Annotated in this window: 23 protein-coding genes and 1 pseudogene; 13 read left to right on the top strand and 11 right to left on the bottom strand. The window is 66.2% G+C overall.

What is annotated here, in order from left to right; all coding sequences use genetic code 11:
• The first annotated feature begins 1 nt into the window (after position 1).
• A complete protein-coding gene (locus tag N2K98_RS03050) occupies positions 2 to 535 on the top strand; it encodes a hypothetical protein (protein WP_255865955.1) in 534 nt (177 codons plus the stop codon).
• A 78-nt stretch (positions 536 to 613) separates the two neighbouring features.
• Here the strand turns inward: N2K98_RS03050 and N2K98_RS03045 are convergent, their stop codons facing one another.
• On the bottom strand, positions 614 to 2,284 hold the full coding sequence (locus N2K98_RS03045) for an FAD-binding dehydrogenase (protein WP_255865954.1): 1,671 nt from the start codon (positions 2,282 to 2,284) through the stop codon (positions 614 to 616).
• A gap of 194 nt (positions 2,285 to 2,478) precedes the next feature.
• Here N2K98_RS03045 and N2K98_RS03040 point away from each other — a divergent pair, with 194 nt between their 5' ends.
• Positions 2,479 to 2,622 (top strand): hypothetical protein, encoded by a 144-nt coding sequence (locus tag N2K98_RS03040; RefSeq protein WP_255798287.1) that lies wholly within the window; start codon positions 2,479 to 2,481, stop codon positions 2,620 to 2,622.
• 123 nt (positions 2,623 to 2,745) lie between these two features.
• Here N2K98_RS03040 and N2K98_RS03035 read toward each other — a convergent pair whose 3' ends face one another.
• Entirely contained in the window at positions 2,746 to 2,982 is a 237-nt protein-coding gene (locus tag N2K98_RS03035; protein ID WP_229952697.1) for a YegP family protein, read from the bottom strand.
• Between the two features lie 127 nt (positions 2,983 to 3,109).
• Between N2K98_RS03035 and N2K98_RS03030 the strand changes: the two are divergent.
• From N2K98_RS03030 to N2K98_RS03020, 3 genes and pseudogenes are all read left to right on the top strand, one after another.
• Positions 3,110 to 3,523, top strand: a pseudogene (locus N2K98_RS03030) (very short patch repair endonuclease); the annotation flags it as partial.
• A gap of 148 nt (positions 3,524 to 3,671) precedes the next feature.
• Positions 3,672 to 4,364 (top strand): HAD family hydrolase, encoded by a 693-nt coding sequence (locus tag N2K98_RS03025; protein ID WP_255865953.1) that lies wholly within the window; start codon positions 3,672 to 3,674, stop codon positions 4,362 to 4,364.
• Positions 4,365 to 4,383: 19 nt separating this feature from the next.
• Complete coding sequence (locus N2K98_RS03020) at positions 4,384 to 4,608, top strand: hypothetical protein (protein ID WP_229952699.1); 225 nt, start codon at positions 4,384 to 4,386, stop codon at positions 4,606 to 4,608.
• Between the two features lie 8 nt (positions 4,609 to 4,616).
• On the opposite strand, the gene N2K98_RS03015 is transcribed toward N2K98_RS03020, so the two are convergent.
• The gene (locus tag N2K98_RS03015) at positions 4,617 to 7,046 is read right to left on the bottom strand and encodes a Tex family protein (RefSeq protein WP_407080018.1); all 2,430 of its coding nucleotides are present in this window, start codon (positions 7,044 to 7,046) and stop codon (positions 4,617 to 4,619) included.
• 108 nt (positions 7,047 to 7,154) lie between these two features.
• On the bottom strand, positions 7,155 to 7,448 hold the full coding sequence (locus N2K98_RS03010; protein WP_255798284.1) for a DUF503 domain-containing protein: 294 nt from the start codon (positions 7,446 to 7,448) through the stop codon (positions 7,155 to 7,157).
• Positions 7,449 to 7,526: 78 nt separating this feature from the next.
• On the opposite strand from N2K98_RS03010, the gene N2K98_RS03005 reads away from it, so the two are divergent.
• The 6 genes from N2K98_RS03005 to N2K98_RS02980 all read left to right on the top strand — a co-directional run bounded on the left by N2K98_RS03005 (position 7,527) and on the right by N2K98_RS02980 (position 13,709).
• Entirely contained in the window at positions 7,527 to 8,015 is a 489-nt protein-coding gene (locus N2K98_RS03005) for a DUF2243 domain-containing protein (protein WP_255865951.1), read from the top strand.
• Positions 8,008 to 8,787 carry a cytochrome c oxidase assembly protein gene (locus N2K98_RS03000; protein ID WP_255865950.1) on the top strand — a complete coding sequence of 260 codons (780 nt, stop codon included), beginning with the start codon at positions 8,008 to 8,010 and terminating at the stop codon, positions 8,785 to 8,787. Before N2K98_RS03005 ends, N2K98_RS03000 begins: the two co-directional genes overlap by 8 nt.
• A gap of 54 nt (positions 8,788 to 8,841) precedes the next feature.
• Positions 8,842 to 10,512, top strand: coding sequence for a RecQ family ATP-dependent DNA helicase (locus N2K98_RS02995; RefSeq protein ID WP_255865949.1), 1,671 nt, complete (start codon positions 8,842 to 8,844; stop codon positions 10,510 to 10,512).
• 65 nt (positions 10,513 to 10,577) lie between these two features.
• Positions 10,578 to 11,792: a type III polyketide synthase gene (locus N2K98_RS02990; protein WP_255798280.1), complete on the top strand. Its 1,215-nt coding sequence runs from the start codon at positions 10,578 to 10,580 to the stop codon at positions 11,790 to 11,792.
• Positions 11,789 to 12,520, top strand: coding sequence for a class I SAM-dependent methyltransferase (locus N2K98_RS02985; RefSeq protein ID WP_255865948.1), 732 nt, complete (start codon positions 11,789 to 11,791; stop codon positions 12,518 to 12,520). The genes N2K98_RS02990 and N2K98_RS02985 overlap by 4 nt, the downstream gene beginning before the upstream one ends.
• Positions 12,510 to 13,709 carry an FAD-dependent oxidoreductase gene (locus tag N2K98_RS02980; RefSeq protein ID WP_255865947.1) on the top strand — a complete coding sequence of 400 codons (1,200 nt, stop codon included), beginning with the start codon at positions 12,510 to 12,512 and terminating at the stop codon, positions 13,707 to 13,709. The genes N2K98_RS02985 and N2K98_RS02980 overlap by 11 nt, the downstream gene beginning before the upstream one ends.
• Positions 13,710 to 13,713: 4 nt before the next feature.
• Here N2K98_RS02980 and N2K98_RS02975 read toward each other — a convergent pair whose 3' ends face one another.
• From N2K98_RS02975 to speB, 5 genes are all read right to left on the bottom strand, one after another.
• Positions 13,714 to 15,375, bottom strand: coding sequence for an MDR family MFS transporter (locus tag N2K98_RS02975; RefSeq protein ID WP_255866138.1), 1,662 nt, complete (start codon positions 15,373 to 15,375; stop codon positions 13,714 to 13,716).
• Between the two features lie 41 nt (positions 15,376 to 15,416).
• On the bottom strand, positions 15,417 to 15,929 hold the full coding sequence (locus N2K98_RS02970) for a MarR family winged helix-turn-helix transcriptional regulator (protein WP_255865946.1): 513 nt from the start codon (positions 15,927 to 15,929) through the stop codon (positions 15,417 to 15,419).
• 78 nt (positions 15,930 to 16,007) lie between these two features.
• The gene (locus N2K98_RS02965) at positions 16,008 to 16,415 is read right to left on the bottom strand and encodes an ACT domain-containing protein (RefSeq protein WP_255865945.1); all 408 of its coding nucleotides are present in this window, start codon (positions 16,413 to 16,415) and stop codon (positions 16,008 to 16,010) included.
• A gap of 136 nt (positions 16,416 to 16,551) precedes the next feature.
• Entirely contained in the window at positions 16,552 to 18,234 is a 1,683-nt protein-coding gene (locus N2K98_RS02960) for a thiamine pyrophosphate-binding protein (RefSeq protein WP_255865944.1), read from the bottom strand.
• Positions 18,224 to 19,198, bottom strand: a complete 975-nt coding sequence (speB, locus tag N2K98_RS02955; protein ID WP_255865943.1) for an agmatinase — start codon at positions 19,196 to 19,198, stop codon at positions 18,224 to 18,226. Before speB ends, N2K98_RS02960 begins: the two co-directional genes overlap by 11 nt.
• 124 nt (positions 19,199 to 19,322) lie before the next feature.
• On the opposite strand from speB, the gene N2K98_RS02950 reads away from it, so the two are divergent.
• Positions 19,323 to 21,020, top strand: a complete 1,698-nt coding sequence (locus N2K98_RS02950) for an FAD-dependent monooxygenase (protein WP_255865942.1) — start codon at positions 19,323 to 19,325, stop codon at positions 21,018 to 21,020.
• Between the two features lie 24 nt (positions 21,021 to 21,044).
• Here the strand turns inward: N2K98_RS02950 and N2K98_RS02945 are convergent, their stop codons facing one another.
• Entirely contained in the window at positions 21,045 to 21,620 is a 576-nt protein-coding gene (locus tag N2K98_RS02945; RefSeq protein WP_255865941.1) for a helix-turn-helix domain-containing protein, read from the bottom strand.
• A 150-nt stretch (positions 21,621 to 21,770) separates the two neighbouring features.
• Here N2K98_RS02945 and N2K98_RS02940 point away from each other — a divergent pair, with 150 nt between their 5' ends.
• Positions 21,771 to 23,303 (top strand): sodium:solute symporter, encoded by a 1,533-nt coding sequence (locus N2K98_RS02940; protein WP_255865940.1) that lies wholly within the window; start codon positions 21,771 to 21,773, stop codon positions 23,301 to 23,303.
• 7 nt (positions 23,304 to 23,310) lie between these two features.
• Here the strand turns inward: N2K98_RS02940 and N2K98_RS02935 are convergent, their stop codons facing one another.
• Positions 23,311 to 24,480, bottom strand: a complete 1,170-nt coding sequence (locus tag N2K98_RS02935) for an AI-2E family transporter (protein ID WP_255798271.1) — start codon at positions 24,478 to 24,480, stop codon at positions 23,311 to 23,313.
• Between the last annotated feature and the right edge of the window lie 3 nt (positions 24,481 to 24,483).

The raw sequence follows: 24,483 nt of genomic DNA, 5'->3' as shown, positions 1-24,483 counted from the left end.
AATGAGCACGCCTTCGAACTACAACTACAACGCCTTCAGCGGAGGGCAACCCGCTGCCGCCCCTGCCGCGCCGGAGCGTCCGGCCGCAGTGGAGCGTGGGTTCTGGCTCCTGATCGCCTCTGCCGTTCTCAGCCTCATTGCCGGGATCCTTTCCATTGTCGACTTGATGTCCGATGAGGGCCGCAGTGAGCTTGCCCGGGTAAGCGGGCTCACCGCCGCTGAAGCGGACACTGCAGTAACCATCGGAATTGTTACCGGCGTCGTGATCGGCGTGCTCAGTGTTGCGGTCAGCGTCCTGTTCGCCGTGTTTGCACGGAAGGGGCACAACTGGGCACGCATCGTCATCACCGTGTTCGCCGGGCTTTCCCTGCTGAGTCTGTTCCAGGTCAACGGCTCCCTCGAGGGTATCCTCAGCCTCGTTTCCATCCTGCTGATCATTGCCGCCGCGGTGATGCTCTTTACCGCCCCGGCCACTGCCTACTTCAACCAGATGAAGCAGTACCGCCAGGCGAAGTCCCTGGGCTATGCCGGCTAAACCGTAAAACTGCAGCTTCACTGGCCGGGACACCTCAAAGAAGGTGTCCCGGCCAGTGGTCTTTGGGAGACCCGCTGGCTAGCCGGCCGCAGCCCGGCCGGCAGCCCGCCCGCTGAACAGGCACCCGCCGAGGAACGTCCCTTCCAGCGAGCGGTAGCCGTGCATTCCGCCGCCGCCGAAGCCGGCGGCCTCCCCTGCTGCGAAAAGGCCGGGGACCGGTGTGCCGTCGTCGGCCAGGACGCGGGACTGCAGGTCCGTCTCCAACCCGCCGAGGGTCTTGCGGGTCAGTACGGACAAGCGCACGGCGATCAGGGGTCCGGCCTTCGGATCCAGGATGCGGTGCGGTGCAGCGGTGCGGATCAACCGGTCTCCCAGATAGGTGCGTGCCCCGCGGATGGCGGTCACCTGGGAGTCCTTCGTGAACGGGTTGCGGATTTCCCGGTCCCTGGATTCCAGTTCATGCCGCACCGACTCAGCCGACAGTTCCGGCGCGTCCCCCTGCACGGACGAGCCCTTGGCCAGCAGGTTCATGCCGGCAACGAGTTCCTCGACCGAATTGGCGGTAATAAAATCCTCGCCGTGGTCCAGGAACGCCTGGACAGGGGCAGGCACTCCGGCGGTGGCCCGCTTCAGCACGTCCCGGAGTGACTTTCCGGTGAGGTCCGGATTCTGTTCCGAACCGGAAAGCGCAAATTCCTTGCGGATGATCGCCTTGTTCAGAATGAACCAGCTGTAGTCGGAGCCGCTGCGGCGCAGGTGCTCCAGCGTACCCAAGGTGTCGAAGCCAGGGAACAACGGCACCGGCAGACGGTTTCCGGCCGCGTCCAGCCACAGCGAGGACGGACCGGGCAGGATGCGGATTCCATGGTTCTTCCACACCGGGTCCCAGTTCCGGATTCCCTCCACGTAATGCCACATCCGGTCCGGGTTGATCACCCGCCCGCCCGCAGCCTGGGCGATTCCGATGCCGCGTCCGTCCACATGCTCCGGCACCCCGCTGAGCATGTTCGTAGGCGCAGGTCCCATTCTCCGGGGCCACGCTGCCCGGACGGCGTCATGGTCTCCGCCGATGCCTCCGGTGGTGATCACCACGGCGGAGGCACTGAATTCGAAGTCCCCGACGACGGTGCGGCTGGAAGCGGTGCCGCGCGGCGCCGTCGTCGGCTCCAGGACGCTGCCGCGCACGCCGGTCACGGCACCGCCGGTGAGGACCAGGTCATCCAGGCGATGGCGGAACGCGAAACGCACCAGCCCGCGTTCGACGCCGTCGCGCACCTTGGCTTCGAAAGGCGCGGTGATCCCCGGCCCCGTGCCCCAGGTGATGTGGAAGCGCGGGACAGAGTTGCCGGGTCCGTTGGCGCCGTATCCGCCGCGTTCGGCCCAGCCCACCACGGGGAAGATGCGGTGCCCCATCTGCTGCAGCCAGGCCCGCTTCTCCCCTGCGGCGAAATGCACGTACGCTTCGGCCCACTTCCGCGGCCAGAAATCCTCCTCGCGGTCAAAACCCGCGGTGCCCAGCCAGTCCTGCCAGGCAAGCTCCACGGAGTCCTTCACCCGCAGCCTGCGCTGTTCAGGGGAATCCACCAGGAAAAGCCCGCCGAAGGACCACCATGCCTGGCCGCCCAGCCCCTGGGGTCCCTCCTGCTCAACCAGGATCACCGAGCGCCCGGCGTCCACAAGTTCGGCTGTGGCTACCAGGCCGGCAAGTCCGGCTCCTACGACAATGACGTCCGCGTCTTTTGGCTGCATCCGGCTCACGCTACCGGCGACGCCGGGTACTGGCCAGCAGTTTGGTACAGGCGTGTCCTCACCCGTCCCTCGAGCCCGTGTGCGGCCGCCAGGGGTTCTAGACTGGGGCAGAGGTTTCTAGACTGGATGTAGGGCCGCTCTGAAGGAGAACCGGCGGATGCCGGTGTCGGCTGGATACGAATCGGAGAAACCGCATGAGCGAACAGAGTGCCAACGAGGAAAAGGACTCCAACCGGACACATCCGCAGGAGCCGTCCGAAGGGGATACCGACGACCAGAAGAACGAGCAGCGCGAGCACACCCAGGAGCCGGCCGAAGGTGGCGAAGACCAGACCTGAGTGAGGCTTTTAGGCCCGGCCCCGCGCCCCGCAGTAATGCAGCGCTGCTACAACGGAACAGGCCTCCGGTTCCCGGTGAGGGAGCCGAAGGCCTGTTCGTATGTACGTATGTTCGTCGTCTCGTCAGCTGGCTGCTGCCTTGGGTGCCGATTCCTTCGCTTCGCCCAGCACATCCGAATCCCGGCTCTGGTCGACTACCGGACCCGTTCCTGCGATCTCCCGCAGCTGCGCGATGCCGGCCGCTGCCTCCCGCTTGGTTTCGAAAGTCGTGGACACTGCCATCAGCGTTCCGTCGCCGGCAATGAGCTTAATGCGGAAACTTCCCTCGTGGGCGTCCACCAGCTTGAAGTAGCCCGACATCACTTACCTCCTTGTAAGGGGTCTATCAGTGCCTTCAATGCTAAGTCACCTTATGAGTTTCTGGATCCCCTGCCCAAAGAATCGAGTAGTGCGAAATGCAATTGTGATCTGTTCCTAGACTGGACCCATGGCCGATACCGTCACTCCGGAGCAGCGCAGCCGCAACATGTCGCGCATCCGGGGAAAGAACACCAAGCCTGAACTCCTGATCCGCGGCATCCTCCACGCCGCGGGATACCGGTTCCGACTGCACGGCTCCTTCGGTAAGACCCGCCTCCCGGGCAAGCCTGACCTGGTTTTCGCCGGGCGCAGGAAAGTCCTCTTCGTCAACGGGTGTTTCTGGCACTTCCACTCCTGCCGGGCGGGGCAGCACGCCCCAAAGACCAATAGCGAATTCTGGGCCGCGAAACGCAAACGCACCGTCGAGCGGGATGCAGCGGCCCAGGAACGGTTGGCGGCCGGAGGTTGGGATGTCCTGGTCGTGTGGGAATGCGAACTGCGGGACCGCAGCCTTCTCGAAGAACAGCTGCGTACCTTCCTGGGCCCGCCAGGGCGGGTTCGCGCGACGCCGGCAACCACCGAATCGGACGGCGAGACGCCGGCGGAGGCTGCGTCGTCGTCGGCACGGACACTAGACTTCAAACCAAACGAACCAGACCTAGGCTCCAAGGAAATCTGAGGCACACAGCATGAGTGATTCAAGCAAGGGCAAGCGCGGAGTTCTTTTCGACGTAGACGGAACCCTGGTGGATTCCAACTACCTGCACGCGGTCGCATGGTGGCAGGCCTTCCGCCGAATGGAGCATGATGTCCCGATGTCCGCCATCCACCGTGCCATCGGCATGGGCGGCGACAAGCTCGTGGAGCACCTGCTGGGCGAAGACCGCAACAAGGACGAGGATGAGCAGCTCGATGCGACGCACGGCGCCATCTTCTCCACTTGGTGGCCGTCGCTGCGGTCTTTCGATGGCGCCAGCGAACTCCTGAACGCCTGCTCGGACAAGGACCTCATCGTGGTTCTTGCGTCCTCCGCCTCCGCGGCCGAACTGAAGTTCCTGCGCACCGTGATTGAGGCCGACTCAGCAATCACCGGCGCCACAAGTTCCTCAGATGCCGAAGCCAGCAAGCCCTCACCGGACATCCTCGAAGCTGCACTGGAGGCCGGTGGCCTGGAGGCCTCCAACACCGTGTTCGTGGGCGATTCGGTCTGGGACGTCAAGGCAGCAGGGAAGCTCTCCATTCCCACTATCGGCCTGACCTGCGGCGGCACGAGCGAAGCCGAACTGCGCGAGGCAGGCGCCCAGGAAGTCTACGAAAACCCGCGGGCACTTCTTGCCGCCATGGACACCAGTCTGCTGGGCGAACTCCTCGCGCAGGGCTAACCGTTTCCGAGAGGACACCATGACTACTGAACCCACCGGCCCCGCGAACGACGCCGAGGATCCCCTCGGCCCCAGCGCCCCGCAGCCCGGGCCAACGGGCGAACCCCGGCGACCGGGCAGCGCCTCGCATTCGGCCGGCAACATCCGTGACGATCAGGGGACCTCGCCCGCCGGCGCGGTGCCTGCCGCACAGGACAAGGCGGACGAAGCAGCCGACGCCGAGGCACCCTCCGACTCGGAGTAAGGGTCCGGCTACTTCAGCAGCCCGGCCGCCCGCAGCGCGTCTGCCATGGCCCCGGTGGGCGCGCTGGTTTTCGGTGCGCTGGCCTTGGGTGCGCCGGCCTTCTGGGCTTTGGTCCTAGGCTCACCGGGCTTCGAGGTGTTGGACCTGGCCGCACCCGACTGACTAGTGCCTGTCTTGGCGCTGCCTGACTGACCGTTGCCTGAGGTGGGGCTGGCCGACTTGGCTTTCTCGGCTTTGCGGCTCCCCTGGGGAGGGCGTCCGGACCGCCCGCCCGGCTCCGCGGCGTCGTCGTCAAGCCGTAGCGTCAGCGAGATCCGTTTCCGCTCCGGGTCCGCCTCCATCACCTTGACCTTCACCACCTGGCCGGACCGCACCACCTCGCGCGGATCCGAAATGAAGGTATGCGACATCGCGGAAATGTGGACCAGCCCGTCCTGGTGCACTCCGACGTCCACGAAGGCTCCGAAGGCAGCCACGTTGGTGACCACACCGTCGAGGATCATTCCGGGACGCAGGTCCGAAATCTTCTCGATACCCTCCGAGAAGCTGGCTGTTTCAAAAGCGGGCCGCGGGTCCCGCCCCGGCTTCCGCAGCTCGGCAATGATGTCCAGGACGGTGGGAAGGCCTACCTGGTCGTCTACGAACGCTGCCGGGTCCACACCCTCCAGGACCGCTCCCGACGCACTCATGGTGGTCCCGGCCGCAGCAAGGATCTTCCGGGCAATCGGGTAGGACTCCGGGTGGACGCTGGTTGCGTCCAGCGGTTCCTTTCCCCCGCTGACGCGCAGGAACCCCGCACACTGCTCAAAGGCCTTCGCCCCGAGCCGAGGCACCTTCATCAGGTCCTGCCGGCGGGCAAACGGCCCGTTCGCATTGCGGTAGGCCACAATATTTTCGCTGAGCAGCGGACCGACGCCGGCCACCCGGGTCAGCAGCGACGGAGAAGCGGTGTTCACATCCACCCCCACGGCATTCACACAGTCCTCAATCACCGCATCCAGGGAACGCTCCAGCTTCGCCGGCGTTACGTCGTGCTGGTACTGGCCCACGCCGATGGACTTTGGATCGATCTTCACCAGTTCCGCCAACGGATCCTGCAGCCGCCTGGCGATGGACACGGCACCGCGCAGGGACACGTCCATGCCAGGCAGCTCGGCCGAGGCAAGGGCGGACGCCGAGTACACCGAGGCACCGGCCTCGGAGACCACCAGCTTGCGCACCGACGCGTTCGGAACGAGGCGGATCAGTTCCGCAGCCAGCTTGTCCGTTTCGCGGGAAGCGGTGCCGTTGCCGATGGCAATCAGTTCCACCCCGTGCTGCTTCACCAGGCCAGCCAGCGTGGCCAGGGCGTCATCCCAGCGGCGCACGGGCGCGTGAGGGTAGACCGTATCGGTGGCAACCACCTTGCCGGTGCCGTCCACCACGGCAACCTTGACACCGGTTCGCAGCCCGGGATCGAGCCCCAGGGTGGTCCGGTTCCCGGCAGGCGCGGCCAGCAGCACATCCCGAAGGTTGGCCGCAAACACGCGCACCGCCTCGGTCTCCGCTTCCGTAAAGAGCCGGACACGCAGATCCACCGCGAGCTTGGCCAGGATCCGGCGCCAGGCCAGCTGCACCGTGGTCATCAGCCATGCGTCAGCGGGACGCCCGCGGTCCGCGACCCCGAGACGGGCGGCCACGGAGCGTTCGTAGCGGGCGCGGGCTGCGGCCAGGGCATCGGCGTCAGCGGGATCCCCCTCCGTCAGGGCCAGTTCCAGCATGCCTTCCTTCTCGCCGCGGAACAGGGCGAGAACGCGGTGGGACGGCATTCCGGAGGGCGACTGGGAAAAGTCGTAGTAGTCGGTGAACTTGCGCCCTTCGGCTTCCTTTCCCGGGCGCACCTGCGAGCGCATCCGGCCCTGGCGCCAGAGCTTCTCGCGTTGTTCGGTCAACAGGTCCGCGTCCTGGGAGACCCGTTCGATCAGGATGGCGCGTGCTCCGGCGAGCGCCTCGGCTGCGTCCGGGATCCCCTCGCGCACGTACCGGGCGGCTTCAGCGTCCGGGGATCGCCGGGGATCGGCCAGCAGCGCATCCGCGAGCGGTTCCAGTCCTGCTTCCCGGGCTATCTGCGCCTTGGTTCGCCGTTTGCTGCGGTACGGCAGGTAAATGTCTTCCAGCCGGGACTTGGTTTCGGCGCCGACGACGGCGGCCCGCAGTTCCGGGGTCAGCTTCCCCTGGGCAGCAATGGCCTCGAGGATGGCCCGCCGCCGGTCCTGCAGTTCGCGCAGGTACCGCAGCCGTTCGTCCAGGTCCCGCAGCTGGGCGTCATCCAGCGTGCCGGTGGCCTCCTTGCGGTACCGGGCGATGAACGGAACCGTGGCGCCGCCGTCGAGCAGGCCAACCGCCGCCCGGACCTGCCACGGCGCTACCCCCAGCTCGGCGGCCAGTTGGGCAATCACCTGCTCGTCGATGGATCCGGAAACATTGACTGGTTCTACGGTGCTAAGACTCACCCGGCCAATTGTTCCCCATTTCTCCGGCGGATGGGCGGATACGGAGCGCGCTGGCTAGTCCTGCTCGGTGAACAATTGACGCCGGGCGCTCAGCAACTCCACTTCAGGCCGGCCCGCCACCAGCCGTTCGGCGGCATCCAGCACATCCACCACATGGGCACGGTCCGCCGCCACAACGCCCACGCCTATTCCTGACCGGCGGTGCAGGTCCAGGGAGCTGACCTCCGCGGCGGAGACATCGAATTTCCTCCGCAGCTCCGCAAGGATGGGCCGGACAACCGACCGTTTCCCCTTGAGGGAATGCACGTCCCCCAGTAACAGGTCCAGCTCAAGCGCCCCAATCCACATGTCTCCCATCCTTGCCGCAGCCGTCGGGCATGTCACGCACCCCTGCGGCCGGCGCCGTGCCGGTGTTATGTTCGAAGCATGAGTTCTCCCCTCCGCGAGCGCCGCTCTCCGCGGCGGCGCAACCTGGTGTCCGGCTTGCTTTTCGGGATCGGACTTGCTGCCTTCGTCGATGAAGTGATCTTCCACCAGCTCCTCCAGTGGCATCATTTCTACGACCGCTCCACTACATCCGTTGGACTGTTTTCGGACGGTTTGTTCCACGCCTTCGGCTGGTTCGCAGTTGTAGCCGGCCTCTTCCTGTTCGCCGATCTGCGCCGGTGGCATGAGACTCTCCTGAAGCGGTGGACCGGCGGTGTCCTGCTGGGCGCCGGCGTGTTCCAGCTCTATGACGGCACGGTGCAGCACAAGCTCATGGGGCTTCACCAAATCCGCTATGAGGTGGATCTGCTGGTGTACGACACGGTTTGGAACGTCATCGCAGTGCTGTTGATCGTTGCCGGGGCGTTCCTCACCTACCGCACCCGCACTGCCGTCCCGCGGGAATCAACGGCCCCGGCCGATGCATAACCACGGCAGTGCCTTTCCCGTAGAGTCGCTGTTCTTCATCCCCGCCGTAGTTGCCCTGGTCGCCTACTGGGCGGGTGCGCGTTCGCCGCGCTCCGGCCGTTGGCCCTGGTACCGGACGGCTTTCTTCACGCTGGGCGTGGCAGCCGTGCTGGTTACGGTCCTGAACCCCCTGGCCGAACTGGCCCACCGGGATTTCGCGGTACTGAGCTTTTCGCATCTCCTGGCCGGGATGCTCTCCCCGCTGCTGCTGGTGCTCTCCCGGCCGTTCACCCTGGCACTGCGCACCCTCGACGTTTTTCCGGCCCGCCGGCTCTCCCGGGTGCTGCGCAGCAGGTTCGCCCGGTTCCTGTCCTTCCCGGTCACCGCCGCACTGCTCAATACCGGCGGCATGATCCTGATGTTCCGCACCGGACTGCTGCAGGCAATGCAGGAGTCCATGCCGGTGCACTGGCTGGTGACCTTCCATCTCTTGGCTGCCGGCTACCTGTTCACGGCTTCCATAGTGGGGCGGGATCCCTCCCCGCACCGGGCCGGTTATCGGCTGCGGGCCATCGTCCTGGTGCTTTCCATCGCCGCGCACAATATCCTCGCCAAGGGCATCTACGCCGACCCGCCTCCCGGGATCCCGGCCGCTGCCGCGGAAACCGGAGCGCTGGTGATGTACTACGGCGGCGGCATCCTCGAACTGGTGCTGATCGTGCTGTTGTGCCGCCAGTGGTACGCGTCAGTGCGGCCACGCGGCAAAGTCGCGTCCGCTATCCATCCTCAGTAAGCTTACTAATGTGATTGCCGGCAGAGGCCGGCCCGGTTCGCTGAAGGATAAGCAATGCACGTTACGCGGGAAACGCTGGCCCGAACGGCCTCGGAAATCTTCGGCTGGGACACAGCCCGCGAAGGGCAACTGGAAGCCATGACGGCCGTGGCTGCCGGCAGGGACGTCCTGTGCGTTATGCCCACCGGTCACGGGAAATCCGCCGTCTATCAGGTGCCGGCCTTCGCCCTGCCCGGCGTCGCCGTCGTCATTTCGCCGTTGATTGCACTTCAAGGCGATCAGGCGGACGCCATTAACGCCGCAGCCGGGGCTACCCGTGCCTATGTCCTGAACTCCACCCAGCCACAGAGCGCCGTTGATGCCGCCTGGGCGGCCGCTGAAGACAAAGACGAAGACCGGCGGGCCAAGTTCCTCTTCCTGGCCCCCGAACAGCTGGCCCGCGAAGAAGTCTTCAAGCGGCTCAAGGCACTGGACGTTTCCATCCTGGTGATCGATGAGGCGCACTGTGTTTCCGCATGGGGCCACGACTTCCGCCCGGATTACCTCCAGCTGGGCTCGCTCGCAGAAGCCCTGGACCGTCCGGTGGTGGCGCTGACCGCTACCGCCGCTCCCCCGGTGCGGACCGAGATTGCCGAGGTGCTTCGCCTGAAGGATCCCTTCCTGATTGCCCAGGGGTTCGACCGCCCCAACCTCTACCTGTCCGTGCAGATGCATGTGGAGGCCGACGATAAACGGCAGGCCGTCATGGAGAGCGTCCTTGGACTGACCCATCCCGGGCTCGTCTACGTGGCCACCCGTAGGGAAACGGAGGAATACGCCGAGGACCTTGCCAAGGCCGGGCTGCGCGCCGCGCCCTACCACTCCGGCCGGCCCGCCGGGGAGCGCAAGGAGGTCCACCGGCAGTTCCTCAATGACGAGCTGGACGTAGTGGTGGCCACCACCGCCTTCGGCATGGGCATCGACAAGCCCAACGTCCGGTACGTGGTGCACGCCGGCATACCGGACTCCATCGACAGCTATTACCAGGAGATCGGACGGGGCGGGCGCGATGGGCAGCCGGCAGCCGCCGTGCTGCATTACCGTCCGGAGGATCTGGGCCTGCGGCGCTTCTTCGCCAGCAAACGCGCCGATGATCAGTCCCTCCGCCAGCTGCTGGCCGCACTGCGCGCCGAGCGAGGCACCGTGACGCAGGCCCACCTGAGCCAGAAGCTGGGCGTCAGCTCCCGACGGCTGTCCGGCCTGCTTAACCTGCTGAATGCTGCCGGAGCCGTCACCGCATCCAAGAAGGGCTACCGGGCCCGCAGGATGGCACCCGACGAGGCAGTGGCAGCGGCGGTGGACTACGCCGAGCGGCGGGAGAGCATCGACCAGTCCCGGGTGGATATGGCCCGGCAGTATGCCGAAACATCCGGTTGCCGCCGGCAGTTCCTGCTTGGATACTTCGGCGAGGACCTGCCGGAGCCCTGCGGCAACTGCGATAACTGCGAGAAGGCCGCGGCGGAGGCAGACATCCCGGTCGAGGAGCTGCAGGTGCTGGCGGCCGCGGAAGCACCCAATCTGCCCTTCCCCCTGCAGTCCACCGTCACGCACTCGGAGTGGGGACCCGGCGTCGTGATGAGCTACGAGGAGGAGACGGTGACCGTCCTGTTCGAAGCGGAGGGCTACAAGACCCTGTCGATCGACCTGGTGCTCGAAAAGGAACTCCTCAAGCCGCGAAACCAGTAGCCGGGGCTAATCGTTCAGTAACCCCAACCATTGTGCAGAGCATCACCATCCCTTAACAATGGACTATGACGGTTACCCTCAGGTCCCTGGAAACTGCGATCCCGCCCACTATTCTGGTGCAGTCCGAAGTCCGCGACACGTTCGCAGCCCAGCCCGGCCTGACCCGGCTGGGTGAGCGGCTGGTGCGCACCTGCTTCGATTCGGCGGCCATCGACACTCGCCGTACGGCGCTGGCTGAACTCTCACTCACCGACACCTCGGAAAATCCCAAGTTCTACGATGCCCGCAGCGGCCTGTTGCTGCGGCCCAGCACCAAGACCAGGAATGACATCTTTGCGGTGGAGGCCACGAAACTCTTCATCGAAGCCGCGTCCAAGGCACTGGATGCCTGCGCCGGTATCTCTCCGTCGGATATCACCCACGTCATCACTGTGTCCTGCACCGGTTTCTTCAACCCCGGCCCGGATTACAAAGTGACCCGCGCCCTGGGGCTGAATCCGTCCGTGCAGCGCTACCACCTGGGCTTTATGGGCTGCTACGGAGCCTTCCCGGCCATGCGCGCAGCCAAATCATTCTGCGAGTCGGATCCCGGCGCCGTGGTGCTGGTGGTCAGTGCGGAGCTGTGCTCCCTGCACGTCCGCACGTCGAATGACCCGGACGCCATCATGGGATCCTCGCTCTTCGCCGACGGCGCCGCCGCCGCCATCATCACCGCCCGCGAAGACCTGCCGGACTCGGGACCGGCCATCCAGCTGGACCACTTTGAAACCATCCTGACCCCGGTCGGCGAAGAGGCCATGGCCTGGAATATCGGCGACGAAGGCTTCGAGATGGTGCTGGGCACCTACGTCCCGCACATCATCGACGACCACATTGTCGGTGCCCTGGAACCCCTGCTGGCGCACGACCAATCGGTAAGCGTCCGCCCCTACCGGGAGATCGAGCACTGGGCCATCCATCCCGGCGGCCGCAGCATCCTGGACAAAGTCGAGGCGAAACTCGAACTGAGCGAACAGCAGCTGTTGCCGGCCCGGGAGACACTGCGCACCGTGGGCAACATGAGCAGCGCCACTGTGCTGTTCGTGCTCAAGTACATCCTGGAACAACCCTTCAGCGGAGGCAACGAACGGATCTGCTCCATGGCCTTCGGCCCGGGCCTCACCGTGGAGACGGGCTTGTTCACCCGGGTTGGCGGCCCGGTGCAGCCTGCGGCAGCGGCGTCTGCGGAACTGGCAGCGCCGGCGGGGGCAGTACCAGCGGGGGTCCCGGCCGCAGTATGATCGCTGTTTTTCCCTCCTTGGCCACCCGGGCAGCAGACGCGGTGGAGGAAATGGACCGGCCCGACGCCGACCTGCAGCGCCTCGAGCGCACCTATGCCCAGTTCTGGCTGGTCAATGCGGTGGTCTCGGGGTGGCGGCGCAACTACGTCCGGTACCTCCGCCCGATCTTCGCCGCGAGTGGCGGCGGCACCCTGCTGGATATCGGTTCCGGCGGAGGGGACGTTCCCCGCTGCATTGCCCGCTGGGCGCGCAGGGACGGGTTTGCCTTGGAAATCACCGCCATTGACCCGGATCCGAGGGCACACGCGTTCGCCTCCGCGCTGCCGGCCCTGCCGGGATTGTCCTTCCGCCAGGCCTACAGCAGCGAGCTGGTTGCGGAGGGGCGTTCCTACGACGTCGTGATTTCCAACCACATGCTCCACCATCTGGCCCCGGCGGAACTGCTGGCGCTGCTGGCGGACTCAAGGCGGCTGGGCCGCAAGCTCTGCCTGCACAGCGACATTGAGCGCAGCCGCTGGGCCTACGCCCTGTTCTCCGTCGGCACCTTGCCGTTTTTCCCCGGCTCGTTCATCCGGGCGGACGGGCTGACCTCCATCCGCCGCAGTTTCACCGCGGCGGAAATCGCCGAGGTGACGCCCCAGGGCTGGCAAAGCCTGCAGCAGCGGCCGTGGCAGAACCTGCTGGTTTATCCACCGTTCGCCCGGGGAGACGACCGCCGTGCGGGCTAAGCTGCCGTCCGCGGAACAAGCCGCCTCCCCCGCTCCCCGCAGCGTGCCCCGCCGCTCTTCCGAAGTGGTTGTGGTGGGCGGCGGGCCGGTGGGCATGTATCTGGCCGTCCTGCTGCTGCAGGAGGGGGTATCCGTCCAGGTTTTGGAACAGCGGCTGAACCGGAGCAGGCATTCGCGGGCCATCGGGGTGCATCCTCCAGCTCTGGCGTCCCTGGCGCAGGCCGGCATCGCCGATGCCATGACTCGGGAAGGAATCCGGATCGCCCACGGGGAAGCCCGCAGCGCGGGGCGGACCGTGGCCCGCCTGGACTTCGCCGCGGCGTCGGCCCGGTACCCCTTTGTGCTGACCCTGCCGCAGGTGAGGACCGAACAGCTGCTGGAGGAACGCCTCAGAGCCCTCGACCCGGGAGCGCTGGTCCGCGGGGCCCGGGTTGAAACCTTCAGCGACAACGGCACCGCCGTCCGAGTGCACGGCGTCCGCGGCGGAGAACCCTTCACCACTCAGGCGGGCCTTCTCGTAGCGGCCGACGGCGCCCGGTCCTCGATCCGGTCAGCACTGGGCAGCGGCTGGGCTTCACGCGAACTGCCGGATACTTACCTGATGGGCGATTTCCCGGATGACACCGGTGACGGGACGCTGGGCGTGCTTTACCTCGAGCCGGAGGGGATCGTGGAGTCTTTTCCGCTGCCCGGCGGCCTGCGCCGCTGGGTGGTCCATACCGACGCACTGCAGCAGGATCCCACCGCGTCCGGTCTCGCGGAGCTGGTGCACCGGCGGACCGGGCACCGGCTGGAGGTTGCCGGAAACTCCATGCTGAGTGCTTTCGGCGTACAGATCGGCCGGGCGCACCGGCTGGTTTCCGGACGCACGGTCCTGATCGGGGACGCGGCACACCAGATCAGCCCGATCGGCGGGCAGGGGATGAACCTGGGCTGGCTGGATGCCGCTGCCGTTGCCCCGATCATGGCAGCATCCCTGCACGGTAACCCGGTGGGCAGGGAGCTGCGGGAATTCGAACGACGGCGCCGCCGGGACGCCGTCGTCGCCTCCGCCCAGGCCCAGATCAACATGGTGCTGGGCCGGCCGCTCCCTGCGGGGGTGATGGCCCTGCGCAACGCCGGGCTGGAACGGATGTTCCAGGTCCCGGCGCTGGGCGGAGCCGTTGCACGGCGTTTCACCATGCAGTAGATGCTTACGGCCGGGTGGTGCCGGCCTTTTCCGTGCCGTCGGTCCGCGGTACGGATTCCTGGCTGCCGGTGCCCGGCACGGTAGCCGGTTCGACGGTGGACATGGCGCCGGTGTGCAGTATTTCCGCACCGCCGGCCAGGCCGGGTTCAACCGGGTTGGAGGAGGTGGGCTTGATGTCCAGGGTCCGGCGCAGTGCCTTCTCCTTGATGAACAGCACTGCAACCAGCGCAATGATGGCCACCGCCGCGGCAATCTTGAAGATGTCCGCCGTACCCTCCGCATAGGCGATCCGGAAGAACATCTGGACCTCTGCCGGGAGCCCACCCAGGTCCAGCGTGGCTGTGGTGCCGCCGCCCTCGGACGGCATGCCTGCCTTGTCCAGTTCCTCCGAGACCCGGCGGCTGACCGAGCTCGAAAGGACCGCGCCCAGTACCGAGACGCCGATGGCGCCGCCGACGGTGCGGAAGAAGGCAACGGACGCGCTGGCGGAGCCGACGTCGGTGACCTTGACCGTGTTCTGCACGGCCAGCACGAGGTTCTGCATCAGCAGGCCCATGCCCACGCCGAGGATGAAGATAAACAGGCTGACAAGGATCATGTCGGTTTCATGGTTGATGAAGCCGGCCAGCGCCGTCCCGAGGATCACCAGGACCGTGCCGATGATCAGGAAACGCTTCCACTTGCCGAAGCGGGTGATCAGCAGGCCGGACCCTACGGAACCGAGCAGGTTGCCGGCAATCATCGGCAGCATGAGCAGCCCGGCCTCGGTGGGAGTGAAGCCCCGTGCCAGCTGGAAGTACTGGCCCAGGAAGGTGGTGGAACCGAACATGGCGATGCCCACTGCAACGGAGGCGACGATGGCCAGGGCGGTGGTCCGCTGGCTGATGATCTTCAGCGGAATGATCGGTTCGGCGACCTTGGATTCCACCAGCACGAGCAGGGCCAGCAGGATGACGGATCCGCCCACCATGGCAGCCGTTTCCCATGACCACCATTCGTAGTAGTCGGGCTTGCCGGCGAAGGAGACCCAGATCAGGAGCAGGGAGACGCCTGCGGTAAGCAGGATCGAGCCGAGCCAGTCGATCTTGGCCGGACGGCGTACATGCTGCAGGTGCAGCGTGACCTGCAGCAGGAAGAGGGCGACGACGGCGAGCGGAACGCACAGGAAGAAGGTCCAGCGCCAGCCCAGCGGGCTGTCCACGATGAAGCCGCCCAGCAGCGGGCCGCCGGCGGTGGCCACTGCCATCACGGCACCCATGTAGCCGGAGTACCTGCCGCGTTCCCGCGGCGGAATGATGGAACCGATGATCGCCTGGGCCAGTGCCGTCAGGCCGCCCATGCCCAGGCCCTGGATGACGCGTGCGGTCAGCAGCAGCTCCATGGAATGGGCGAAGCCTGCGAGGACGGAACCGGCAACGAAGATAACGATGCTCAGCTGCACCAGGAGCTTCTTGTTGAACAGGTCCGCGAGTTTGCCCCAGATCGGGGTGCTCACGGCGTTGGCCAGCAGGGCGGCCGTGACCACCCAGGCGAAGTCGGTCTGCGTACCGTGCAGGTCGGCCATGATGGTGGGCAGTGCGTTGGCCACGATGGTGGTGCTCAGCATTGCCGTGAACAACGCAGCAAGCAGGCCGGTAAGGGCCTGCAGGATCTGTCGATGGCTCATCTCGCCGGGAACGTGTTTCTTCCGGGCGGTCTTGGAATCGGTCACTTAGTTGCTAACTCCTGCGGATCGGATACGGGGGTTTCCTGCGTCGGCTCGGGGGCTCCGGGCGCTCGGCGGATGGAGGTGAAGAGCGCGTCGGAAAGCGCTCCAAGGGTGTCGGACGCGAGCTGCGCCTGGTCCTCGGACCAGGCGGCAAGGGCTTCCTGCAGCAGGACGGCCCGGCCAGTGAGTGCTTCGCGGAGGACTGATTCCCCCAGCTCGGTCAGGCTGATCAGGTAGGCGCGGCGGTCCTGCGGATGCGGGCGACGCCGGACGTAACCGAGTTCTTCCAGTTCTGCGACGTGGCGGCTGAGTCCGGCAGGGCCGACACCGAGTTTGGCGGCAAGCTCGGTCGCCCGCAGCTCGCCGTCTTCGCCGATCATCCGCATGACGCCTTGCAGTGCCACTCCGGGTCCGCCGATGTCGGCGCTGTGCTGGGTCACGCACCGCAGCGTCCGTTGCAGGGCGAAGATCTTCCGGATCAGGTCATCCGCCGTTTCCTGTTGCATGGGCATGGGGACGGGTCTCCGGAGGTTTGGGTACTGATAGTTGACCTAGGCAACTATACGCGGAAATTTGCCTAGGTCAACTAACTAAACCCCTGGAAGCGTGTGGCCTGCCGCGCGCAGCCACGCGCGGGCCTGCTCGTACTGCGGCGAGGGGACCATGAGGACGTCGCCGTCAAAGGTCGACACGACAAACACCGGGCAGCCGGCGGCTGCGAGCGGTGCGACCAGCGCGGCCACCACTCCGGTCAGCCCGAAGGGAATCGGACCGGAGGCATAAAACGCCGCCCACGTTCCGTCAATTTCGGCGTCCGCCGGCGCAAGCGCGGCGGGGCAGACAATCGAAAGCTCCTGCGGGGTGCGGGTGACGGAGATGAAGCCGTCGGCCGCTGACATAAGCGCGGCGGGAACCTCCGACGCCGGGGGAAGCCGTGCGATCACATATTCGCCGGCGAGAACGTGCAATTCCACGGAGGGAGCGGTTGGAAGGGGCATGGGTTGGTCCTGATTCGCTTTGTGCGGAAGGCCCCGACAGGTGAGGGGCCACGCCAATCGCACGCCCTCATCATGCCAGAGCCACCCCTTCTATCTACCCGGGCACGCCGACACCCGGATCACGCAGCAGCGGCGGTTAAACCAGGTGGGTGGGAGCAAAAAGACCTATCCGCGCTTCAACCACAACTACGTTGGGGCCTTCTCCGGCAAATGCCTCTTCCAATGCCGCGCGGATGTCTTCCGGTGCGCAGCGGCGGGCAGGTACACCGAAGGATTCCGCGAGCTTCACGAAATCCGGGCGCGCCAGCTCCGTTGCGGTGGCCTTGCCGAACGCGTCCTCCATGTATTCGCGCAGGATGCCGTAGCCGCCGTCGTCGACAATCAGCCAGGTCACGGGAAGGTTATGCTGCCGCGCCGTGGCCAGTTCGGAAATGGAGTACATGGCCGAACCGTCGCCGGACACGGCAAGCACCCGCTCCCCCAGGCCCACCGCGCCGCCGATTGCGCCCGGATAGCCGTACCCCAATCCGCCGGCGCCCTGGGCGGAGTGGAACCGGCCGGACTTCGCATCCCAGCAGCTCCAGGCCCAGTAGGCGGAAATGGTCATGTCCCAGTAGGTCTGCATCTCATCGGGGACCGCGGCGCGGATGTCCGCCATGAAGCGGCGTTCCATGTCGAGGCCCTGGGTATCCAGCCGCGCCTGAACCCGGGCCAAGGCGCCGGCTACCAGCTCCTCGGCGCTTTGCCCGTGCCAGTCGGGAAGGCGGGCCGAGGCCGGAAGGGCGGCGTCGAGCGCGTCCAGGGCCTGCCGGGCGTCGGCGCGGATACCCAGCGCAGGACGGTTGGACTCCAGGACCCGGGGTTCGGCGTCGATCTGGATGATCCGGCCGCGGGGCGCCATGGTGAAGTAATTGGACGTCACTTCGCCGAGCGAGGAGCCGATGACCACCAGTACGTCGGCATCCTCGAGCACGTCCGTCATATGCCGGTCCTCCATCCAGGACTGCAGGGACAGCGGATGGTTCCACGGGAAGGCTCCGTTGCCCCCGGGCGTGCAGATCACCGGGGCATGCAGCTTCTGGGCAATGGAAAGCAACGCAGCCTCGGCACCGCTGCGGCGCACGCCGCCGCCGGCAATGACGGCGGGCCGGCGGGCGTCGGAGAGCCAGCGCACGGCTTCCTTGACCAGTTCGCTGCGCGGGGGGTTGTCGAACGGTTCTGCCAACGCGTCTTCTACGGCAGGCACCATGACCGGGTTGAGCAGCACGTTCTGCGGGATCTCGATCCACACCGGCCCTGCCGGCGAGGAGATGGCTTCGGTCCACGCGTCCTGGATGGCGGAGGGGATGCCGGAGGCGTGCTGGATCAGGCGCTGGCTCTTGGTGACGTTGGCGGCGGAGGCCTTCTGGTCATCTAGTTGGTGCAGCATTCCCCGGCGCCGCGCGCCGAGCCCGTCAATGGGGATCTGGCTGGCCACCACGATCATCGGCACTCCGGTGGCATAGGCCTCCTGCAGCCCGGCCAGCGAGGTCAGGGCACCGGGACCGGTGGACAGGAAAAGCACGCCCACCTGCCCGGTGGCCCGGGAAAAACCGTCGGCCGCAAATGCGGAGTTGTTCTCCACCCGGGAGGAGATGAACTCCAGCCGCGAGCGGGAGAGCGCATCGAACAGTCCCAGGGCGTGCTGGCCGGGGATGCCGAACACCTTGCTGGCGCCGAGGGCTTCGAGGGTTTCCACCACCAGGTCTCCGCCGTTGCGGACGGGACCGGCGCCGGGGACGGCGTCGCCCGAACCCGAAGCGGCGGATTCAGTGCTCATCCGACAATCCCATCAGTGTGATGAGGTCATAGGCGACGTGCGAGGCGGCCACGGCGGTGATGTCCGCATGGTCGTAAGCAGGAGCGACTTCGACGACGTCGGCCCCCACCAGGTTCAGTCCGCGCAGTCCGCGCAGGATCTCCAGCAGTTCACGGCTGGTGATGCCGCCGGCCTCGGGGGTGCCGGTCCCCGGGGCGTGGGCCGGATCCAGGACGTCGATGTCCACGGACACATACAACGGACGGTTGCCGATCCGGTCCCGCAGCTTCGCCACCACCTCATCCACGCCCTGGCGGAAGACATCGGAAGAGGTCAGGATGCCGAAGCCGAAGCGGCGATCGTCCTCGAGGTCCTTCTTGCCGTACAGCGGACCTCGGGTGCCCACATGGGAAATGGCCTCGGTATCGAGGATGCCTTCCTCGACGGCGCGGCGGAACGGGGTGCCGTGCGTGTACTCGGCACCGAAATAGGTGTCCCAGGTGTCCAGGTGTGCGTCGAAGTGCAGCATGGCCACCGGAGAACCGGCACGCTCAGCTGCGGCACGCAGCAGCGGCAGGGCTATGGTGTGGTCCCCGCCCAGGGTCAGGAGCTTGGTGCCATTCCCGGTGAGGTCCAGGGCGTTCTGTTGGACGGTCTCGATGGCCTCATTGATGTTGAAGGGGTTGACGGCCATATCGCCGGCATCGGCCACCTGCAGATTCTCGAACGGGGAGGCATCCAGGGCCGGGTTATACGGACGCAGCAGCCGGCTTGCCTCGCGGACATGGTTACCGCCGAACCGTGCGCCGGGCCGGTAGGAAACTCCGCTGTCGAAGGGCACTCCCACCACCGCGACCTCGGCGTGCTCCACCTGGTCCAGACGGGGCAGGCGGGCAAAGGTGGCAGCCCCTGCGTAGCGCGGGATCTGCGCTGCGTCCACGGGTCCGATGCGGCCGTTCACGTTCACTCGGGGAAGGTTGTCCATAGGTACTGTCTCCGGTTCCGGGATGGGCGTCGTCGCCCGGTGTGCAGGGTTACCTGAGGGTAACCAAAAGTTTACCTAAAAGCTAAAGTGGAAGTGCGGTTGGGGTCAAGACTAGGCTGAGGACATGGCGGCTCACGATAACAGCGAAGACCCTAACTACGACGTCGATGTCCTGATTGTTGGTGCCGGCCCTACGGGCCTTGCCCTGGCCGCCCAGCTGGCTGCTTTCGGTGCCAGCTTCCGCATCATCGACCGGCGCCAGTCTCCCGGGACCGAATCGCGGGCCATCGCCATCCAGCCGCGCACCTTGGAAGCGCTGCGCCCCTTCGGCGTCAGCGGCGAGCTGGTTGCCGCCGGGCGTCCCGCCCGCGAGCTCCACCTCCACCTGCCGGAGGAAACGCTGGAAGTAGACCTGTTTGACTCCGGGCTGGAGGATTCGGCGTTCCAGCAGTTGCTGTTCCTGTCCCAGACGGAAACCGAGCGCATTCTTACCCAGCACCTGCTCTCCCGCCGGGTGCGCATCGAGCGCGGCGCGGAGCTGCAGGACCTGGCACGCCTGGATCCCGAGGACCCGTTTGCCGGCATGGAGGCTAAGGTCCAGCGAATGGACCGCGGCATCGAGCGCATCCGTGCCCGTTACGTGGTTGGTGCCGACGGTGCCGGGAGCACGGTCCGCGCCAAGGCAGGCATGGACTGGCGCGGCGGAGCCTACCCCGACACCTTCATCCTGGCCGACGTTGAAATTGACGGTGCGGAACCGGACGCCGTGCATTCCTACCCCACCGAGGACGGTTTCCTCTTCCTGTTCCCGCTCGGTGGCTCAGCCACCTGGCGGATGATCGCGATGAAGCCGCCGCATCGGCCGGCCACCCTTGAAACGATCCAGGAGCTGGCCGATACCTTTACGCACGGCGCATTGCACGTGCGGGATCCGAAGTGGATCAGCACCTTCCGTCTGTCGCACCAGATGGCCGAATACTTCCAGCAGGGTTCCGTGTTCCTGGCCGGCGACGCCGCCCATGTCCACTCCCCCGTTGCTGCCCAGGGTATGAACACCGGCATCCAGGACGCACTGAACCTGGGCTGGAAACTCGCCCTCGGCGCCCGCGGCCTCGCCAGCGATGAACTGATCGATAGCTACGACGCCGAGCGTCGGCCCGTGGGCCGGGAAGTGGTGTCCACGACGGACCGCATTTTCAAGCTGGCCACCAGTCGCAATGGCCTGAAGAAGCTCCCCCGTACCAAGCTCCTGCCCGCGCTGGCTCCGAAGGCCATAGGCTGGGACGGACTCCGCTCCCGGCTCTTCCGGACCATGGCGCAGCTGAACATCAACTACCGCGGCAGCAGCATGGTCGACGCCGGGAACATCCGCCTCCCTGCGCTCCTGGCCCGCGGCGTCCGGCCCGGTGACCGCCTGCCCGACGCCGACGTCATCTACCAGGACCGGGAACGGCGCCTGCAGGACCTGGTGGCCACGCCCGGCTTCGCCATCCTCCTCAGCGGACCCGGCTGGCCGCAGGACGCACCGCATCAGCTCCGGGCGGCACTGCCCCAGCTCGCCGGACTGCTCAATATCCAGCAGCTGACCGTCGGCAGCAGCCTCATTGCCAATACTCCCGGCATCATCAAGGACGTCAGCGGTCTGGCCTTCCACCGCCTGGGCCTGAGCTCGCGCCGGCCTGAACTGCTGGTCATCCGCCCGGACGGGTACGTGGGCTACCGGTCCTCCGGCAGGGACATCACCGGAGCGGTGGAGTACCTGCAGCGGCTGACCGGTGAAGATGTGGCCGAGCCGGTGGCCGGCGAAACCCTTTCCGCCTAGCTCTGCTGCCCCCGGCTCCGCAGCCTAGGCCCCGCCGGGGCTGACGAGGGTCCAGAGCACAACTGTTTCCTCGTCGGACGGGTTGTGCCATGAGTGCGGTTCCCGGCCGGGGAAGGTGACCGTGTCGCCGGTAGTAAGTTCAATCCGCTCGTTGCCCAGGATGAGTTCGAAGCTGCCCTGGGCAACATGCAGCACCTCCACCTCGCAGTCCACCGAATAAAGATCGGCTTCGCCGGACCCGCCGGGCGCAATCACGGAGCGGACCACTTGGACGCGCCGTTCAGTCCGTGCCGTGACCAGCCGTTCCACGATTCCCTCGCCGCCCAGGCTGATGCGCGGGGCATCGGCCAGGCGCGTCACATTGGTTTCCGGCGCGGCAAAAAGGTCGCCGATGGAAATGGAAAGCACCTGGCACAGGGTCAGCAGGGAAGCCACTGACGGAGAGGTCAGGTCCCGCTCCACCCGGCTAAGGAACCCCTTGGTGAGGCCGGTGGCTTCAGCCACCTGCTCAATGGTCAGATGCCGGGCCTGGCGTGCGGAGCGGATCCGCACCCCAATCGCCACGGGAGCGTTGGTCGGTTCTACGGGCAAGGCCTTCATGCTTACGAGCATACCGAGGGAAACATGCACGTAATGCGGTGGTATTGCGAGGCGGCTAAATTGACGGCGTGACTGAAAGCACACTAGTTTCAGTAAACACTTGTTGCCTGTCAGGCAATTCAAGGCCGGTTCCCTAGCTCGAGGACTGCAATGGAATACATCAACGGGACCATCGTGGTCCTTTACCTGCTGGCAATGCTGGGTTTCGGTTGGTGGGGCAAGTCCCGCACCAAGAACGTCAGCGACTATCTGGTGGCCGGCCGACGCCTGGGGCCGCTGTTTTACACCGGCACCATGGCCGCCGTCGTCCTCGGCGGGGCCTCCACCGTCGGCGGGGTGGGGCTCGGATACAAGTACGGCATCTCCGGCATGTGGCTGGTGGTCGCCATCGGCACCGGAGTCCTGCTCCTCAGCCTGCTCTTTGCCTCCACGTTGCAGAAACTGCGGATCTACACCGTGTCGCAGATGCTGTCCCTGCGCTACGGGACCGAATCCACCAAGGTTTCCTCGATCGTGATGCTGGCCTACACGCTGATGCTCTGTGCCACCTCCACCGGCGCCTATGCCACCATTTTCGTGGTCCTCTTCGGCTTTGAGCGGTGGCTGGCCATCGCCGTGGGCGGCGCCGTCGTCCTCATCTACTCCACCATCGGCGGAATGTGGTCCATCACGCTCGCCGACATGGCGCAGTTCATCATCAAGACCATCGGCGTCTTCGCCCTGATGCTGCCCTTTACGCTCTCCGCCGCCGGGGGCCTTGACGGTATCCGGGAGCGTGCCGGAGCGGAATTCTTCAGCATCACCGGTATCGGCGCGCAGAGCATCATCACCTATTTCGTGGTCTACACGCTGGGCCTGCTGATCGGCCAGGATATCTGGCAGCGGGTCTTTACGGCACGCACCCCGCTGATAGCCCGCTGGGGCGGCACCGCGGCCGGGATCTACTGCATCCTCTACGGCGTGGCCGGGGCACTGATCGGCATGGGCGCCAGCGTCGCTCTTTCCGCAGTGGAGTCCCAGGACGATGTCTACGCCGACGTCGCAATGAACCTGCTGCCGGTTGGCATCGGCGGCCTCGTCCTGGCCGCTGCAGTCGCCGCCATGATGTCCACTGCCTCGGGGGCGCTGATTGCTGCAGCCACCGTGGCTCGTACCGACGTCGTCCCCTTCGTCCGCGGATGGTTCCGCCGTGGTTCCGGCAGTTCCACCGACCGGAGCGCCGGCACCCAACCGGAGACCGGAGACGACGCCGGGGAAGACATCGCGTCCAACCGCTACTGGGTACTCGGACTGGGCGTCGTCGCAATCCTCGTGGCCATCGTGGTCCAGGACGTGGTTGCTGCGCTGACCATCGCTTACGACATTTTGGTGGGTGGACTGCTGGTGAGCATCCTGGGCGGACTGGTGTGGAAGCGCGGCACCGGACTGGGTGCAGGCGTGTCCATGGCTGCCGGAACCGTGGTGACCCTCGGAACCATGATCTACCTTGAGATCCGGGCGGCGGCCCCGTACGACGGCGTGTATGCCAACGAACCGATCTACTACGGGCTCGCCGCCTCGGCCGTTGCCTACTGCGTGATGTCGCTGCTCTCCCGTCCCACGGCCCCCGAGGTCCGGGCAGCCTGGGAGAAACGGGTGGCCGGCACCTCCAGCGCCGAGGCGGAAGGGGTGCCGGCCGTCTAAGCGGGTACTACTTTTCCGCGGATTCCATTTCCGGCTGGTCCTCCGGATCGGGGATTTCCTTCACCTCGTCGAGATCTTCGCCGTTGTCCTCACCGGTCCAGACCTTGATCACGGCCCAGCCCACGGCGGCGATCGGGACGGCCAGGATAGCGCCGACGATGCCGGCGAGGATGGTTCCTGCGGTCAGGGCCAGCAGGATCACGAGGGCGTGGATGCTCAGGGACTTGCCCATGACCACCGGCTGCAGGAAGTTGCCCTCCAGCTGGTTCACCGCAATGATCACCACGACGACGATCAGGGCAACAACCGGTCCGTTGGCCACCAGTGCGATCAGGGCTGCGAAGACACCGGCAGCGGTGGCGCCGACCAGCGGGATGAACGAGCCGACAAACACAATCACGGTCAGCGGCAGGGCCAGCGGAACCTGCAGGATGAACAGCGCCGCACCGATGCACACCGAATCGACCAGCGCCACAATGGCGGTGCCGCGGATGTACCCGCCGAGGACCTCCATGACGCGGAAGCCGGAGAGGCGGGCCTTGTCCCGGCGGTCGCCCTCGGGGAACATGCGCAGGAAGAAGGCCCAGATCCGGTCCCCGTCCTTGAGGAAGTAGAACAGGACCACTGCCATCAGCAGGAACCCGGTGGCAAAGGTCGTGGCCGCGGAGATCCCGGCGATGGCCCCGCTGCTTACCGTGCTGCTGGTTGCAAAGTCGATAACGGCGTCCCGCGCGTTGGCGAGCATCTCCTGGTCGATCGGGAGCGGGCCGTTAAGTACAAAGTCGTAGAGCTGGTCGAAGCCTGCCACGGCCTGGTCCACCAGATCGCCCCATTCGCTGCGGATGGCGAACACGATTCCGGTGACCAACCCGCCGAAAATCCCGAGCAGCAGCAGGAAGGACAGGCCTGTCGCCAGCGCGCTGGGCCATCCCTTGCGGCGGAGCCAGTTCACGAACGGAGCGATGGCCGCACCCAGGATCAATGCCAGCAGCACGGGAATAACCACCAGCGTGACCTGCAGCAGCCCGTAGACCGTCACCGAAACCAGAAGCAGGATCAGCAGGATCTGGGCGGAGCGCTGCCCGGCATGGCCAAGGGCGCCGCTCCAGTACCGTCCGGGTCTGGCGTGATCCGGCTGGGTATCCCGTTCAACCCTGTTAGGGCTTGATGCGCTCATGTT

Origin of the sequence: Arthrobacter jinronghuae (assembly GCF_025244825.1) — a bacterium.
In the GTDB taxonomy this organism is placed as follows: domain Bacteria; phylum Actinomycetota; class Actinomycetes; order Actinomycetales; family Micrococcaceae; genus Arthrobacter_B; species Arthrobacter_B jinronghuae.
The sequence above is the reverse complement of the archived record's forward strand: the minus strand, read 5'-3'. Positions and strand labels throughout refer to the sequence as shown.